Raw genomic sequence first — 17,527 nt, forward strand, 5'->3', positions numbered from 1 at the left:
GTGTGGGCGAAGCGCCACGACGTTAGTGGCCGCAGGCCATAAAGTACAAAAGTACAAAGCAAAAATAACACCTGGATTCCGGCTCAAAAGCATTGCCGGAATGACGCCGTATTTTGCCCGTGCAGGTTGGAACCTTGCGATCTTACTTCAAACGAAGTTTGAAAATTCTGGTGTGGGCGAAGCGCCACGACGTTAGTGGCCGTTGGCCATAAAAGGGTGACAATTCATATGATCAACTAAGATGGAATTGAACCTGCTATCTCAATCCAACGAAGTTTGGACATAAGGTTGACCTTTTTGCCAACCCACAGCAAATCCATCAACCTAAAGCAAATCTTTCATTCTGTGATACAACATGCCTGCTGCTAACAATGGCGAGCGCAACATTGGGCCGCCAGGGAAAGTCATGTGCTTAATGTTATTAAATACATCAATACGTTGTGATTGTTGGCTAATTGCTTCAGCTATTAATCTAGCAGCCATATGGGTGGCGTTTACACCATGACCTGCATAGGCTTGGGCGAAGTAGATGTTGGCTGCGTCGGGTAAACGACCGATTTGCGGCATGCGGTTGGCGCCAATGCCCATCATACCACCCCATTCATAATCAATTTTAATGCCTTTTAATTGTGGGAACACTTTTTCAAGATTAGGCCTTAACTCGGCTTCAATATCTTTTGGGTCTTTACCAGAATAAGTGCATAAACCGCCAAACAATAAACGGCGGTCTGCTGATAAGTGGAAGTAATCTAATGCCACGCGCATATCGGCAAATGCCATATTTTGCGGGATAATACTGGCACATTGTTGTTCGGTTAACGGCTCCGTAGCTAATAAGTAGGTGCCTGTGGGGAGTACTTTTCCGCCAAGAAAAGGGCTTAATTTATTGCCGATATAACCATTGCCAGCCAATACGAGATAGTTACAAGTCACTTCGCCTTCAGCGGTAATCACTTTGGGTTTATTGCCTTTAATGATTTTTTCTGCGGCGCTGTATTCAAATAATTGTGCGCCAAGCTCGCGAGCAATTTTTGCTTCACCCAAGGCTAGATTAAGTGGGTGCAAATGTCCGCTGCCCATATCAACTAATGCGCCTTGGTAAAAGTCTGAACCGATAACTTCACCTATTTGCGAACGATCCAGCAGTTTGATTGATTTTTGATAACCTTGGTCTTTTAGATCTTGGTATTCTGCAGCTAAATCATCCATATGTCGTGATTTTACGGCTAAATCGCAATAGCCCATATGCAAGTCGCAATCGATTTTATGATCGGTAATTCGCTGCGTGACGATATCAACCGCTTCAAAACCCATTTGCTGAATGGCTTTTACGCCTTCATCACCAATTTCATTGCGGAATTGAGTCGCGTCATGGCCTATGCCACGGATCAGTTCACCACCATTACGCCCAGATGCGCCCCAACCAATGCGTTTAGCTTCGAGTAATACCACACTGTAACCACGTTGTCTGAGTTCAATAGCGGTATTAATCCCGCTGAATCCACCCCCCACAATACACACATCTGCCGTTAGATTTTCGGTCAGTTTTGGGTGCTGATAAAGCTCTTTTGCTGTCGCGACATAAAAGGAATCTGGGTACTGTTGGCTATGAATCGGGGCATTACGTGGCATATACTCTCCAAGCTATTGATTGTATTATAATAATAGATTTTAAATAAATAGTTAGATGCAAGGTGACACATCTAGAGTGTGCATTTTATTTAACACTTATTTAGTGTAAAATACAATTGCTTTGATTTAAGTAAGTTATCATGCTTAATTAGTACAGATTTTTGGTAAAGTGTTAATAATCTGCAACACTTAGTCGCAGGCTATCAGTCAAGATTTAATAGGGGAATAAATTTGGATATTGGTACAAGCCTAAAAGCTGTTCGCAAATTGAAAGGGTTATCTCAACGCGAGTTGGCCAAGCGTGCAGGGGTGACCAACAGTACAATTTCAATGATTGAGAAAAACAGTGTCAGTCCTTCGGTGAGTTCACTGAAAAAGGTCTTATCTGGGATCCCGATGTCATTAGTCGATTTCTTCTCAATTGATGACGGTTCTGTTGGAGACCTGAAAGTGGTTTATCGCAGTAATGAGTTGCTCGATATTGGTACTGGTGAATTAGTCTATAAGCTAATTGGCCGAGATTACCCCAACCGAGCAATGTCAGTGATGAGTGAAACATACCCAGTGAACGCTGATACCGGCGCTGAAATGCTGCAGCACAAGGGTGAAGAAGGCGGTATCATTGTCTCTGGTAAACTTGAGCTTACTGTGGGTGAAGAAGTTTTTACTCTTGAAGAAGGTGACAGTTATTATTTTAACAGTGAACAACCACACCGTTTTCGTAACCCATTTGAGCAAGCTTGTAAGGTTGTAAGTGCAACGACCCCCGCTGATTTTTGATGGTTTATCATTCATTTCTTTCTGCTTATATCGACTGTTTTTGTTTAAGGGAATAGCGCAAGATCATCCATTAATCTAGCTATTCCCACCTATCAAAAGTAAATAATGAGTCTACTTTTTGCTGTTACAGACTCTCCTCCTAGCATGTGATTATTGTTTTGTGTAAAGAATATTAAGCAACAAATTCCCTTTTATTGTGCATTCATCTCCCCATTTTGGCGCATTTTATCGTGTTAACTCATCAATGTTGATGAGATGATTTTTTTATACATCTTGGTTAATTTAAAGTTAATGTGATGTATTTAAAGTGTTTTAATTTATTTTTATTAAAAGTTATTTTTATCCTCCGTTATCCTCTTGCCTAGCTAAAAAAATCCGTGTAGTGTGTGAAAAAATGAACACGTAAAACAATAAGTTCATCACATTCTTTGCTAAAGGTGAGATATGTCTCAGTCAGGTATTCCCCTCATAGGGGTAGTAGCGTGCAATCAGCAAATAGGTCTTCATCCATTTAACATAGTGGGCGAAAAATATTTGTTGAGTGTGGTCAATGGCGCAAAAGGTTTTCCCTTAGTTATCCCATCGCTTGGTGTCTATGCGCCTATTGACGCTATTCTTGCTCGTCTTGACGGCATCCTTTTCACTGGCTCACCATCAAATGTTGAACCTCACCACTACCTAGGGCTCCCTAGTGATGAGGGCACTCATCATGATCCTAAGCGTGACGCAATAACCTTACCCATGATAAAAGCTGCGATTGATGCCGGTATTCCGGTATTGGGTATTTGTCGTGGTTTTCAAGAAATGAATGTGGTGTATGGTGGCAGTTTGCATCAAAAGCTACATGAAGTTGGCACGTATATTGAACATCGTGAAGATAAGAAAGCCCCTTTAGATGAACAATATGGTATTTCGCATCAAGTAAATCTTGTTGCTGGCGGGCTTCTTCACGATGCATGGGGCTGTAACACCGCAGAGGTTAACTCTGTTCATACTCAAGGCGTTGATCGTCTTGGTGAGGGGTTACAGCCAGAAGCATTCGCTCCAGACGGATTAGTCGAAGCATTTTCTGTTAAAAATGCTAAAAATTTTGCATTAGGTGTTCAATGGCATCCAGAATGGAAAGTAACTGAAAATGCATTCTATACTGCTATTTTCGAAGCATTCGGACAAGCCTGTAGACATTATGCGGCAACACAAGTGAGATAAAAATGGATAAGTTAATCGCTTTTTTGAAAGACAAAAAAATTACCGAAGTTGAATGTGTTATCAGTGACATGACTGGGATTGCACGTGGCAAGATAGCCCCAGTAGATAAGTTTGTATCAGAAAAAGGCATGCGTTTACCTGAGAGTGTGTTGTTACAAACAGTGACTGGTGATTTCATCGATGATGAGATTTACTATCAACTTCTTGATGATGCCGATATCGATTTTGTTTGTGTGCCAGACGAAAACGCTGTTTTCATGCTGCCATGGACTGTTGAAGCTACCGCTCAGGTTATTCACGATTGTTATGATCGTATGGGCAACCCGATTGAACTGTCACCGCGTAATGTATTGAAGAAAGTACTAAAGCTTTATGAAGATAAAGGCTGGGAACCGGTTATTGCCCCAGAAATGGAATTCTACCTCACCAAACGCTCTGACGACCATGATTTACCGCTTAAGCCACCTATTGGTCGCTCTGGTCGCCCAGAAGCTGGACGTCAGTCTTTCTCTATCGACGCTGCTAACGAATATGATCCTTTGTTCGAAGACATGTATGACTGGTGTGAAGTTCAAGGCCTTGATATTGATACCTTGATCCATGAAGACGGTCCGGCACAAATGGAGATTAACTTCAGCCATGGCAATGCATTGTCATTAGCCGATCAAGTGTTCATTTTTAAGCGTACATTGAAAGAAGCTGCGTTAAAGCATGATGTGTGTGCCACATTTATGGCCAAGCCAGTTACCGATGAACCTGGTAGCGCAATGCACATTCACCAAAGCGTGCTTGATATTAAAACCGGTAAAAACATTTTCACTAAAGAAGATGGTACTCAAAGCAAATTATTCCTTAGCTACATTGCGGGCTTACAACAATACATTCCAGAATTGTTACCGTTAATGGCGCCAAGTGCTAACTCGTTCCGCCGTTTCTTGCCTGGTACATCTGCACCCGTAAACCTTGAATGGGGCGTTGAAAACCGTACTTGTGGCTTACGTATTCCAGAATCATCACCACAAAATCGTCGTATTGAAAACCGTATTCCAGGTGCCGATGCTAACTGTTATCTCGCGATTGCTGCCAGCTTATTATGTGGTTATATCGGTATGGTTGATGATTTAAAACCTTCTACGCCTGTGACCGGCAAGTCAAATGAAAGCCGTACTAATAATGACAACTGCTTACCTTTAACCTTAGAAGAAGCGTTAGTTGCGATGCAAACTAGTGATGCTTGTATTGAGTATCTAGGCCAATCATTTACCACAGGTTTTGTGGCGGTAAAGCAAGCTGAGCTTGAAAACTTTAGACGCGTTGTAAGTTCATGGGAACGTGAGTTCTTATTATTAACCGTGTAATGATAGTTGAGAACGTTAACTTAGATTACTAATGTTTGTGGATAACAACAGGTAGCAAATGGACATTAATTTGTTACCTGTTTGTAAGGATACCAGTATGCCAAACCCATTACCGACAGATGCGATGAGCCAGCAACATGAGCTTGAGCGTCTGCAAACTGCAGATAAACAACATTTTATTCATCCATTCACCGACTCAAAGGGGTTAGCCGAAAAAGGGACTCGGGTGATTGAACGTGCAGATGGCGTCTATTTGTGGGATGTAATGGGACATAAACTGCTCGATGCGATGGCAGGTTTATGGTGTGTCAATGTGGGATATGGTCGCCAGTCAATCGTTGACGCCGCCAGCCAGCAGATGCAGAAGCTACCTTTTTATAATAGTTTTTTTCAATGCTCTCATCCTCCAGCAATTGAGTTAGCTCAAAAAATTGCTTCTCTGGCTCCAGCGCACATGAATAATGTGTTTTTTACCGGGTCAGGCTCTGAGTCAAATGACACTAATTTGCGCATGGTGCGACGTTATTGGGATTTAAAAGGTAAGCCAAACAAGAAAACCATTATTAGTCGGGTGAATGCTTACCATGGTTCAACGGTTGCCGGGGCCAGTTTAGGTGGTATGTCTGGCATGCATGAACAAGGTGATTTACCTATTCCTGGTGTGGTGCATATTGCGCAACCGTATTGGTATGCCGAGGGCAAAGACTTGTCTGCTGAAGCATTTGGGTTACAAACCGCACAGGCATTAGAAGCCAAAATCATTGAGCTAGGCGAAGACAATGTTGCCGCGTTTATTGCTGAACCTTTTCAGGGCGCGGGTGGAGTGATTATTCCACCTTCAACATATTGGCCTGAAATAAAACGCATTTTAGCCAAATACGATATTTTATTTATTCTTGATGAAGTGATCAGCGGCTTTGGCCGCACCGGAAAGTGGTTTGCAGCAGAGTATTTTGATTTGCAGCCAGATCTCATCACTATCGCCAAAGGCATGACTTCGGGTTATGTGCCAATGGGCGGGGTGATTGTGTCAGACAAAGTGGCAGACGTTATTAAGCAAGAATGTGGCGAATTTACCCATGGTTTTACTTATTCCGGTCATCCGGTTGCCGCTGCCGCTGCATTAGAGAATATTCGTATTATTGAGCAAGAAAAATTAGTTGAACGTGTGGCAAATGATAGTTCGCCGTATTTACAGTCGCGCTTACAACAATTGGCCGAACATCCATTAGTGGGTGAGGTTCGCGGCATTGGTTTGGTTGCCGCCATAGAGTTAGTGAAAGATAAAGCATTACGGCAGCGATTTGACGCCAAGGTCGGTGTTGGAACATATTGCCGCGATGCGTGTATCACTCATGGTTTAGTTATGCGTTCGGTCGGCGACACTATGATTATTTCGCCACCATTAACCATTAGCCACGCAGAAATTGACGAGCTAGTGAGTAAAGCAACCCAAGCATTAAATGACACTTATCAACACCTAAATATGCTCAACTAATACATAATTACTGAATGATTATTGCGATATAGTGATTTTTTAACCAATTGCATTTAGCAGATCTAGTAATCGAAAATGTTTTTGATAGTATTCACAGTGAAAGGCGAAAGTGATGTTGCGTTAACCATACCGATGCATAGTTAAGTTGTAGCATTGGATAATTTCTTTCAATAGAAAGAAGATTTTACACGCTGTTAAGATCTAGCGAAAAAAACGAATGTCAGTACCATTCTGACCATTATCCAAAAGGGAGAAAGTATGAAGCTATTAAACAAACTATCCACAGTGGCCTTAATTACAGCAGGTGTGTTTGCTAGCACCGCTATTCAGGCTCAGGAAGTGGTTAAAATGTACAACTGGTCGGATTATATTGCCGAAGATACTTTAGCCAATTTTGAGAAAGAAACCGGTATTCATGTCATTTATGACGTGTTCGACAGCAATGAAGTACTTGAAGCAAAATTACTTTCTGGCCACAGCGGTTATGACATTGTTGTTCCGTCTAATCACTTTTTAGCTAAGCAAATTAAAGCGGGCGCTTTTCAAAAACTTGATCGCGCTAAGTTGACTAATTATGCCAACTTAAAGCCTGATTTAATGAAACAGCTTCAAAAAGCCGATCCCGATAACCAGTATGCAATCCCTTATTTATGGGGCACTAATGGTATCGGATACAATATCGATAAAGTCAAAGCGGTATTAGGTGAAGATGCGCCATTTGATTCTCTAGAGTTAATTTTTAACCCTAAGTACGCAGAAAAAATCGCATCATGTGGTTTTTCGATGTTAGATTCTGCTGACGATATGTTACCTCAAGCGCTGATTTATTTAGGCTTAGATCCTAACAGTAAAAATCCTGATGATTATGAAAAAGCCGCCGAAGTATTGGAAAAAGTACGTCCTTACGTCACGTATTTTCATTCATCACGCTACATCTCTGATTTAGCGAATGGCGATATTTGTGTCGCGTTTGGTTTCTCTGGTGATGTATTCCAAGCAGCTGCACGTGCAGATGAAGCCGGTAACGGTAATAAGATTGGCTATTCTATTCCAAAAGAAGGCGCCAACTTATGGTTTGATATGTTAGCTATTCCACAAGATGCCACTAACATTGATAACGCCCATAAGCTGATAAACTATTTACTTCGCCCTGAAGTGATTGCACCTATCAGTAACTATGTTGCTTACGCAAATCCTAACGCACCAGCACAAGCATTAGTTGACGAAGCTATCCGTAATGACCCAGCCATTTACCCACCTCAATCGGTAATTGATAAGTTATATATTGGTGATATTCGTCCATTAAAAATTCAACGTGTAGTCACACGTGCTTGGACTAAAGTGAAGTCAGGTCAATAACCTTTCTCGCTCATAACAGGGCGAGTTCCTCGCCCTGTTTTTTAAACATATTTATGTATTTATTGGCTAATTTAGCCATCTAACAGATTGTTACGTGTGCCCTGAAACAGACTTTTCTGTTGTGGTATGCACACTCCAAAAAGGCGGAGCAGTATTATGGTAAACACCTCGGGCGTCACCAATAAACCAATCACAAAGACGCAAGATAAAGTACTGCTTAAAATTGAGCGTGTGAGTAAAATTTTCGACGACGTCCGTGCAGTAGACGATGTGTCGTTAACCATTAATCGTGGCGAAATATTTGCGCTGCTGGGTGGTTCAGGTTCTGGTAAGTCAACTTTATTACGTATGTTAGCGGGCTTTGAAAAGCCAAGTGAAGGGCGTATTTTCCTTGATGGCGTCGACATAACTGATATGCCGCCATACGAGCGTCCTATTAATATGATGTTCCAATCATATGCATTATTTCCGCATATGACGGTTGAGCAAAATATCGCTTTTGGATTAAAGCAAGACAAAATGCCCAAGGCTGATATTGCCGTGCGGGTTAAAGAAATGCTTAAACTGGTGCACATGGAAAAGTACGGTAAACGTAAACCGCATCAGTTATCAGGTGGCCAGCGTCAGCGTGTGGCACTCGCTCGTTCGTTAGCGAAACGACCTAAATTATTATTACTTGATGAGCCAATGGGCGCATTAGATAAAAAGCTGCGTACGCAAATGCAGTTAGAAGTGGTCGATATTTTAGAAGCGGTAGGCGTGACTTGTGTGATGGTTACCCACGACCAAGAAGAAGCCATGACCATGGCTGGACGCATTTCTATTATGCATGAAGGGTGGATTGCACAAACTGGCAGCCCAATGGATATTTATGAGTCGCCGGCCAGTCGAATGGTGGCAGAGTTTATTGGTACGGTTAATTTATTTGATGGTGAGATCATCGAAGATGAAGTTGACCACGCAATCATTAAGTCTCCAACCTTATCGCAGCTGTTTTATATTGGTCACGGTATTTCAACCAGCCTTGAAAATAAACATGTATTTTTAGCTTTGCGCCCAGAAAAAACCATTATTAGCCGTCAAAAGCCCGAAAGTGATTACAACTGGGCTCATGGTGTAGTGCATGATATTGCTTATCTTGGTGGCTTATCAGTGTATTACATTAAGTTAAAAAACAATCAAATTGTCCAATGCTCAATGATTAATCGTGAACGCCGCGCCGATCATCCTACATGGGAAGAAGAGGTTTACATCAGTTGGGAAGACACCAGCGGGGTTGTATTAAACTCATGAAGAATCCATTGAAAATATTCAAAGGCCGACATCTCACCATGGGGATTCCATACCTATGGTTGTTATTGTTTTTTGCCTTACCGTTCGCCATTGTGCTAAAGATCAGTTTTTCTACTGCTGCGATTGCGATTCCACCTTACGAGGCAACATTTAATTATGTAGATGAGGCACTCAATATATTCGTTAACTTGGGTAACTATTTATTGTTATTGCAAGATTCGATGTATTACATGGCTTATCTAACTTCATTAAAAATGGCTTTCTTTGCCACGATAGGGTGTTTGGTACTCGGTTTTCCAATGGCTTATGCCATTGCCCGTGCTCCAGTAAAAATGCAGGCGGTATTACTGCTGTTGGTCATGTTGCCATCGTGGACTTCATTTTTGATCCGTATTTATGCCTGGATGGGTATTTTAAGCAATAACGGTCTAATTAATAATGCCTTGATGTGGTTAGGGGTTATTTCAGAACCGATACAAATGCTCAATACTAACTTTGCTGTGTACATAGGTATTATTTATGCCTACCTGCCGTTTATGATTTTGCCGCTGTACGCCACTTTGGTTAAATTGGATTTAAGCTTAATTGAAGCGGCATCAGATTTAGGCTCTAGCAGTCTTAATACCTTCTGGAAAATCACTCTGCCATTATCAAAGGGCGGTGTTATCGCTGGCTCTATGCTGGTATTTATCCCTGCAGTAGGTGAGTTTGTTATTCCTGAATTACTGGGCGGCCCAGACACATTAATGATTGGTAAGGTGTTGTGGCAAGAGTTCTTTAATAACCGCGACTGGCCTGTAGCGTCATCTTTAGCCATTGTGATGTTAGCGTTACTGATTATCCCGATTACCTTGTTCCATCGATATCAGTCACGCAACATGGAGAACGATCTATGAAGAATTTAAGTTTCTCTAAAGTGATGTTGTGGTTTGGATTGATATTTTTATATGCGCCAATGCTTATTTTGGTGATCTATTCATTTAATGAATCAAAATTGGTTACCGTATGGGGAGGTTTTTCACCTAAATGGTATGGCGAACTATTTCAAGATGAGCAAATATTAAATGCCGTCTGGACCAGTTTACGCATCGCCTTTTACAGTTCTACTATGGCGGTGATAATTGGTACGATGGCGGCATTTGTTATGACCCGTTTTAGACGCTCATGGGCTAAGTTAACCCTGTCTAATATGATTACTGCTCCTTTGGTTATGCCAGAAGTCATCACTGGTTTGTCGTTATTATTATTATTTGTACAGATATCAGAAACCTTTGGCTGGCCCACTGAGCGTGGCATGTTTACCGTGTGGATTGCTCACTCTACTTTCTGTGCGGCTTATGTTGCTGTGGTGGTGTCGTCAAGACTGCGTGAACTGGACTTATCAATTGAAGAAGCGGCGATGGATTTAGGTGCAACGCGATTAAAAACCTTCTTTTTGATTACCATACCCATGATAGCCCCATCTCTTATTGCTGGTTGGTTATTATCATTCAGTTTGTCATTAGATGATTTAGTGATTGCCAGCTTTACCTCTGGTCCGGGTTCTACAACCTTGCCAATGGTCGTGTTTTCGTCTGTGCGTTTAGGGGTATCACCTAAGATTAACGCGCTAGCGACAATTATTATTTTAGCTGTGTCCTTGGTTGCTTTCCTGTCTTGGTATTTAGCCCGCCGAGCAGAGAAAAAAGCCAAAGCTGCGATGGAATAACATCATTCAATAGACCAAGATTAAAAGCCATACTGACATCAGTATGGCTTTTTTATTCGCTATGTCTGTTACTCAAATGTTTTTACGCTATTCTGATTACGTGGGTGTTTAATATATTCTACAAAGTGTCAAAAATTTCATAGTAAATGCTAGTTTTTGAATTTGCTTAAGTGTAGGATGAATCAGTTGTTTTACGTTTTGAACCTATAAAGGAAGTGCTATGTCCGCCACACCTCATGCTAGTTCATATTATGCCGCGTCGGCTAATGATAAAGTTGAACGCCCTCGCTTAGAATCTATAATTGAAACAGATGTTTGTATCATTGGCGCGGGCTATACCGGGCTGTCTTCTGCGTTACATTTATTAGAAAGCGGCATGAAAGTTGTGGTGCTTGAAGCAGCAAGGATTGGCTGGGGAGCATCCGGTCGAAACGGTGGTCAAATCGTCAATTCTTTTAGTCGCGATATTGATTCTATTGAAGGTGTTGTCGGCAAAGAACAAGCTAAGTTATTTGGTAAAATGGCATTCGAAGGTGGCCAAATTATTCGTGATCGTATTGCCAAATACAACATTGATTGTGATCTAAAAGATGGCGGTGTATTTGCCGCCATGAACGCAAAACAAATGCGTCATTTAGAAGGTCAAAAATCCTTATGGGAAGCGCATGGTCATAACAACCATTTAGAGTTACTCGATCAAAATGGCATACGTAATGTCGTCAATACCGATTTATATGTTGGTGGTTTGCTCGATAAAAGCGGTGGTCATATTCACCCTCTAAACCTTGCTTTAGGCGAGGCTCGTGCGGTTGAATCTCTTGGTGGGCTAATTTTTGAAGACTCTGCTGTTATAAAGGTAGATGACGGTGCTTCACCGATTGTGCATACCGCGCTGGGCCAAGTTAAGTGTAAATACGTGGTAGTTGCAGGTAATGCATATTTAGGAAAGTTACTGCCAGAGCTGCAAGCTAAATCCATGCCGTGTGGTACTCAGGTGATCACCACTGAACCATTGTCTGACGAAATGGCCGCCAGTTTACTGCCACAAGATTATTGCGTAGAAGACTGTAATTACCTATTAGATTATTACCGCCTTACCGGAGATAAACGCCTGGTATTTGGTGGCGGCGTAGTTTACGGCGCACGCGATCCTGCTAACGTAGAAGCCTTAATTATGCCTAAGTTATTAAAGACCTTCCCGCAATTAAAAGGGACTAAGGTGGATTACGCTTGGACAGGTAATTTTTTAATGACCTTGTCGCGTTTGCCGCAAGTGGGACGTATTGGCGACAATATTTATTACTCACAAGGCTGTAGTGGCCATGGGGTTACCTACACTCATTTGGCGGGTAAGCTGATTGCTGAAATGCTTAATGGTCAAGCCACACGTTTTGATGCTTTTGCCGCATTACCTCATTATCCATTCCCTGGTGGTCATGCTATGCGTGTACCGTTTAGTGCCATAGGCGCTTGGTATTACACCCTTAGAGATAAGTTTGGAATTTAACCTGCTTTACGTACTGGTAGAGAGAGTGCGAGTAGGTTGAGTACAAACGTCAGTTTAGGAGAATATTGTGAAATTAATCGATCCAAGTTTATTACGTCAACAGTGCTACATTAATGGCCAGTGGTGCAATGCCGATAGTGGTAAAACGATTGCCATAGCGAATCCTGGCACGCATGAGGTTATTGGTCATGTTCCTGTGATGGGCAATGCCGAAACACTTGCGGCTATCGACGCTGCAAATGCGGCGCTACCAGCGTGGCGAGCATTAACCGCAAAAGAGCGCGGCCAAAAGCTGCGTCGTTGGTTTGAGCTCATGTTGCAACACAGTGATGATTTAGCACTATTGATGACCACAGAACAAGGTAAACCACTTGCCGAAGCCAAAGGTGAAGTGGCTTATGCCGCGTCCTTTATTGAATGGTTTGCAGAAGAAGCTAAGCGTGTGTATGGCGATACTATTCCTGGGCATCAAGCAGATAAACGTATTACGGTTATTAAGCAGCCTGTTGGCGTTACCGCGGCGATTACACCATGGAATTTCCCTGCGGCTATGATTACTCGTAAAGCCGCGCCAGCATTAGCTGCTGGTTGTACTATGGTCGTTAAGCCTGCGCCGCAAACGCCATTTACCGCATTAGCATTAGCCGAGTTAGCTGAGCGTGCTGGTATTCCTGCAGGTGTATTTAGTGTGGTTACCGGTGACTCAATCGCCATCGGTAAGGCCATGTGCGACAGCCCAATTGTGCGTAAGTTATCGTTTACTGGCTCAACACCAGTCGGCATTAAACTGATGGAGCAATGCGCACCAACACTGAAAAAACTATCACTTGAGCTAGGTGGCAATGCACCGTTTATCGTATTCAATGATGCAGATATTGATGCTGCCGTTGAAGGCGCAATGATTGCCAAATATCGTAATGCGGGTCAAACCTGTGTGTGTGCCAATCGTATTTATGTGCAATCGGGCGTTTACGATGAATTTGCGCAACGTCTCGCTGTCGCGGTGGCTAAGCTTAAAGTGGGACTAGGTACAGAAACGGGTGTAACCACTGGACCATTGATCAACGCCGATGCCGTAGCAAAAGTTCAGCTTCATTTAGATGATGCTGTAGCAAAAGGTGCGCAGATCCTTGCTGGTGGTAAACCTCATGATCTTGGTGGCTATTTCTTCGAACCGACAATTTTAACCGGCGTAACACGCCAGATGTTAGTGGCAACCGAAGAGACTTTTGGTCCTTTGGCTCCACTGTTTAAGTTTGATGATGTTGATGATGTGATCAAGCAAGCAAACGACACTGAGTTTGGTTTAGCGGCGTATTTTTACGGTCGTGATATTTCGTTAGTGTACAAGGTTGCTGAAGCGCTTGAATATGGCATGGTTGGCGTCAACACAGGATTAATCTCGACTGAAGTAGCACCTTTTGGTGGTATTAAATCGTCTGGGTTAGGCCGTGAAGGTTCAAAGTTTGGTATCGAAGAATACCTGGAAATGAAATATATCTGCATGTCAGTTTAAGAGAGTAGGCAATGACTAAAACAAATGATGGACTAATGGCACGTCGCCAAGCGGCAGTGGCTCAAGGTGTAGGACAGATCCACCCAATCTTTACTGAACGAGCGGAAAACGCCACAGTATGGGATGTTGAAGGCCGTGAATATATTGATTTTGCAGGTGGTATCGCCGTACTTAACACCGGCCATTTACACCCTAAAGTTAAAGCTGCAGTGGCAGCGCAGTTAGAGGCGTTTTCACATACTTGTTTTATGGTGCTTGGCTACGAAAGTTACATTGAAGTGTGTGAAAAACTCAATCATCTGGTACCTGGTGACTTTGCTAAAAAAACCGCGTTGTTCACCAGTGGTTCGGAAGCGGTCGAAAACGCCGTTAAAGTCGCGCGGGCTTATACCAAACGAGCGGGGGTTATTGCATTTACGTCTGGTTACCATGGTCGCACTATTGCTGCCCTGGCATTAACTGGCAAAGTCGCCCCCTACAGTAAAGGCATGGGCTTAATGTCAGCTAACGTGTTTAGAGCTGAATTTCCATGTGAAATGCATGGCGTGTCTGAAGACGATGCTATGGCATCGATAGAGCGCATTTTTAAAAATGATGCAGAGCCTGCTGATATTGCTGCCATCATTTTAGAACCCGTTCAAGGCGAAGGTGGTTTCTACGCTGTGACGCCATCATTTATGAAACGTCTACGTGAACTCTGTGACGCCCATGGCATTGTATTAATCGCTGATGAAGTGCAAACCGGTGCGGGTCGTACAGGCACGTTTTTTGCGATGGAGCAAATGGGCGTAGCAGCAGATATCACTACCTTTGCTAAGTCAATTGCCGGTGGTTTCCCATTATCAGGCATTACTGGTAAAACCGAAGTGATGGATGCCGTTACTGCAGGTGGTTTGGGCGGCACTTATGGTGGTAGCCCAATTGCTTGTGCTGCGGCATTAGCCGTTATCGAAGTGTTTGAAGAAGAGCAATTGTTAGCCCGTGCCAATCAAGTGGGTAACAAACTCAAATCAGCATTAACCGACATGCAGGCTAAATACCCGCAAATTGCTGATGTTCGAGGCTTAGGTGCAATGATCGCTATTGAGCTGATGGAAGACGGTGAGCCTGCGCCGCAGTATAGTGGCAAAATTTTAGCTGAAGCGCGAAGCCGTGGGCTTATTTTATTGTCATGTGGCACCTACGGTAACGTTATTCGTGTATTAGTTCCGTTAACAGCGCCTGATGCACAAATTGATGCCGGTCTGGCGATTATGGATAGCACATTTCAAGCGGTGTTTAAATAACCAGTCTTTTTATGATCTAGAATAAATAAAATCCTGCTTTTGTGGGATTTTTTTTGGATTAAACAAACTTAATTTTTAAAGCTGACTACACTTTATTTATATCTAAAAATCATACTAAAGCAGGAGCCCACTTGAATGAAGGAATTATCCATTAGGTCAAAGTTGTTATGGATCACCTCGACATTATTTATTGTCACAGTAATTTCACTTTCTCTAAGTCTCTGGCTGGGATTAAAAGAAAAAAATGCTGAGTTAGCCACACAAGTAGAGATAGCGCTAAAGCAAGAGATTAACGACAAACTGTCAGCAAGAGCCGGGGAATATGGCGAACGAGTGGCGGGATTTATTAATGAGGCCTATAGGATCCCTTTTTCATTTGCTGGCTTACTTGAGCAAAGCTCAAAAAAAGATCCTTTAAGTCGTGAACGTGTTGAGTTGTCTGTCGCTGCAATACTACAAAAAAATAGCCAATTGTCATCTATGTACGCGCAATTTGAACCAAATGGTTATGATGGTCTTGATAGTGAATACACTCAAGGTGCACCTCACAGTGTCGTGAGCTCGGGCACCATGGAAATATATTATACTCGCAATGATGATGGCACTGTTGAGCAGAACCAAGTTGATGATGCTGCTGAAAAATATATTACGACGTTAAATGAGTTTGGTATGCGCGAAGCAGAGTGGTACTTATGCGCTAAAGATACTAAGAAGCCTTGTTTAATGGAGCCTTATTTATACGAAATCACCCCAGGTAATACAGCGTTAATGACCTCGCTAACCGTGCCTGTGATTGTTGATAACCAATTTAAAGGTTTAGTTGGTGCAGATATTAATTTGCCGATATTTCAAACCATGATCATGGAATTATCTAAAAGCTTATATGGTGGAGAGGCCAAGGTGACCTTGGTGAGCCAAAAAGGATTTGTGGTCGCTGCCAGTCATTATAAAAAACTTGCTAGACCCTTGAGTGAGTCTGTAGGGCCAGAATTGGCCAAAAAACTGTTGGCGTTAAACAATTCATCGGGGTTTGTTAATGAGCCCAATACTATCGCTGTGGCTTATCCTATTAATATTCCTATCGCCAATGCGACTTGGTCATTGATTATTGAAGCGCCAAAAAGTAACGCATTTATGGCGGTTGATGATATGAACACTGCCATGAATGAGATGGCAACGTCGCTGGGAAGTTTACTGCTAACCATAGGCATCATAGTTACCGCTATTGCTGTATTGATTATCAGTCTGGTGATTAAGAGCATTATTTCGCCGCTTAATATGATCCAAGCTAGGGTTGAGAATCTTGCCAGTGCAGAAGGTGATTTAACCCAATCGATTGAAGTTGAATCTCATGCGGAATTAATTGCCCTTGGCAGTGGTATCAATGCCTTTATTGCGAAATTGCGTTATCTGATTTCCGAACTAAAAGTGCTTGCAGACCGCTCACAGCAAGAAAGTATTAAGTCGGCAGACATCGCTAAGCACACTCGCGAAAGTGTTAATCGTCAATATGGCGAAATTGAAAGTGTGGTTACCGCGGTCAATCAAATGAGTGCTACCGCGCTAGAAGTGGCAAAAGCTTCTGAGCAAACGGCAATGGAAACCGAGTCAATGACTGTCAATGTTAAAGATGGTCAGACGCGTTTAACCCAGGCTATGGTGTTTGTTGAAGGTATGTCGACAGATTCTGAGCAAGCTCAGAAAGCGGTGGGCATGGTGTCGCAAAGTAGCTCCAATATTAGCCGTATTTTAGAGGTGATCAGTTCGATTGCTGAACAAACTAATCTATTAGCACTAAACGCAGCGATTGAGGCGGCCCGTGCCGGAGAACAAGGTAGAGGTTTTGCTGTTGTTGCTGATGAAGTGAGGACTCTAGCATCTAGAACGCAAAAGTCGACTAATGAAATTAGTACCTTAATTGAATCGTTACAAAAAGAAGTTAAAAATGCTTCGAGTATTATTGATAAAGGCGCTCAAGGTGCACAAAAAGCCGTAGAGCAAACTCAGCTGGCATTGCAGTCGCTTAATGCCATTGTAGAACAAATTAACGAGGTGTCTGGTCAGGTGACGCATATTGCTACCGCCGCAGAGGAGCAGAGTGCGGTAACCGAAGAGGTTAATCGTAATATTACTGGTATTTCTGATTCTGCATCAGAATTGTCACAGCTTGCCGACAGTGCTCAGCAAAGCAGTGACAGTTTAGCCAAGCTCGTGGATGAGCAGCATCAGCAGTTGGCAAAATTACGAACTTAATTCAGTATGCTTTTGTGTGAATATGAAAAAAGGTGGCTTATTAGCCACCTTTTTTATTGTTATCCCGCTCAAGGTAGGACATCTGCTAAGATGTCACTCATTGGGTATGGCGACTACGATATGGTTAT

General features: G+C 42.6%; 14 protein-coding genes. 13 read left to right on the forward strand and 1 reads right to left on the reverse strand.

All coding sequences use genetic code 11. The features are described 5' to 3' along the window. The coding region (locus GW828_RS04740; protein ID WP_273057544.1) for a hypothetical protein at positions 1 to 196 on the forward strand (196 nt) is incomplete at its 5' end. 128 nt (positions 197 to 324) lie between these two features. Here GW828_RS04740 and GW828_RS04745 read toward each other — a convergent pair. Then, on the reverse strand, positions 325 to 1,632 hold the full coding sequence (locus tag GW828_RS04745; protein ID WP_273057547.1) for an NAD(P)/FAD-dependent oxidoreductase: 1,308 nt from the start codon (positions 1,630 to 1,632) through the stop codon (positions 325 to 327). Between the two features lie 231 nt (positions 1,633 to 1,863). On the opposite strand from GW828_RS04745, the gene GW828_RS04750 reads away from it, so the two are divergent. The 12 genes from GW828_RS04750 (at position 1,864) to GW828_RS04805 (ending at position 17,399) form a co-directional block, all read left to right on the forward strand. Next, the gene (locus GW828_RS04750; protein ID WP_124017033.1) at positions 1,864 to 2,412 is read left to right on the forward strand and encodes a cupin domain-containing protein; all 549 of its coding nucleotides are present in this window, start codon (positions 1,864 to 1,866) and stop codon (positions 2,410 to 2,412) included. 444 nt (positions 2,413 to 2,856) lie between these two features. Continuing rightward, positions 2,857 to 3,621: a gamma-glutamyl-gamma-aminobutyrate hydrolase family protein gene (locus GW828_RS04755; RefSeq protein ID WP_273057551.1), complete on the forward strand. Its 765-nt coding sequence runs from the start codon at positions 2,857 to 2,859 to the stop codon at positions 3,619 to 3,621. A 2-nt stretch (positions 3,622 to 3,623) separates the two neighbouring features. After that, on the forward strand, positions 3,624 to 4,979 hold the full coding sequence (locus GW828_RS04760) for a glutamine synthetase family protein (RefSeq protein ID WP_124017035.1): 1,356 nt from the start codon (positions 3,624 to 3,626) through the stop codon (positions 4,977 to 4,979). Positions 4,980 to 5,076: 97 nt separating this feature from the next. Continuing rightward, on the forward strand, positions 5,077 to 6,477 hold the full coding sequence (locus GW828_RS04765) for an aspartate aminotransferase family protein (RefSeq protein ID WP_124017036.1): 1,401 nt from the start codon (positions 5,077 to 5,079) through the stop codon (positions 6,475 to 6,477). A 258-nt stretch (positions 6,478 to 6,735) separates the two neighbouring features. Then, on the forward strand, positions 6,736 to 7,836 hold the full coding sequence (locus GW828_RS04770) for a polyamine ABC transporter substrate-binding protein (RefSeq protein WP_124017037.1): 1,101 nt from the start codon (positions 6,736 to 6,738) through the stop codon (positions 7,834 to 7,836). Positions 7,837 to 7,992: 156 nt separating this feature from the next. Continuing rightward, positions 7,993 to 9,129, forward strand: coding sequence for a polyamine ABC transporter ATP-binding protein (gene potA, locus GW828_RS04775; protein WP_124017038.1), 1,137 nt, complete (start codon positions 7,993 to 7,995; stop codon positions 9,127 to 9,129). Then, positions 9,126 to 10,025: an ABC transporter permease subunit gene (locus GW828_RS04780; RefSeq protein WP_124017039.1), complete on the forward strand. Its 900-nt coding sequence runs from the start codon at positions 9,126 to 9,128 to the stop codon at positions 10,023 to 10,025. The genes potA and GW828_RS04780 overlap by 4 nt, the downstream gene beginning before the upstream one ends. Beyond that, positions 10,022 to 10,837: an ABC transporter permease subunit gene (locus tag GW828_RS04785; RefSeq protein ID WP_124017040.1), complete on the forward strand. Its 816-nt coding sequence runs from the start codon at positions 10,022 to 10,024 to the stop codon at positions 10,835 to 10,837. Before GW828_RS04780 ends, GW828_RS04785 begins: the two co-directional genes overlap by 4 nt. A 220-nt stretch (positions 10,838 to 11,057) precedes the next feature. Beyond that, positions 11,058 to 12,344: an NAD(P)/FAD-dependent oxidoreductase gene (locus GW828_RS04790; protein WP_124017041.1), complete on the forward strand. Its 1,287-nt coding sequence runs from the start codon at positions 11,058 to 11,060 to the stop codon at positions 12,342 to 12,344. Between the two features lie 67 nt (positions 12,345 to 12,411). Further along, entirely contained in the window at positions 12,412 to 13,860 is a 1,449-nt protein-coding gene (gene gabD, locus GW828_RS04795) for an NADP-dependent succinate-semialdehyde dehydrogenase (protein ID WP_273057558.1), read from the forward strand. A gap of 11 nt (positions 13,861 to 13,871) precedes the next feature. Next, positions 13,872 to 15,146, forward strand: a complete 1,275-nt coding sequence (gene gabT / locus GW828_RS04800) for a 4-aminobutyrate--2-oxoglutarate transaminase (RefSeq protein ID WP_124017043.1) — start codon at positions 13,872 to 13,874, stop codon at positions 15,144 to 15,146. Positions 15,147 to 15,281: 135 nt separating this feature from the next. Further along, positions 15,282 to 17,399: a methyl-accepting chemotaxis protein gene (locus GW828_RS04805; RefSeq protein WP_124017044.1), complete on the forward strand. Its 2,118-nt coding sequence runs from the start codon at positions 15,282 to 15,284 to the stop codon at positions 17,397 to 17,399. Positions 17,400 to 17,527: the final 128 nt, after the last annotated feature.

It is taken from the genome of Shewanella vesiculosa, assembly GCF_009994065.1.
GTDB lineage: Bacteria > Pseudomonadota > Gammaproteobacteria > Enterobacterales > Shewanellaceae > Shewanella > Shewanella vesiculosa.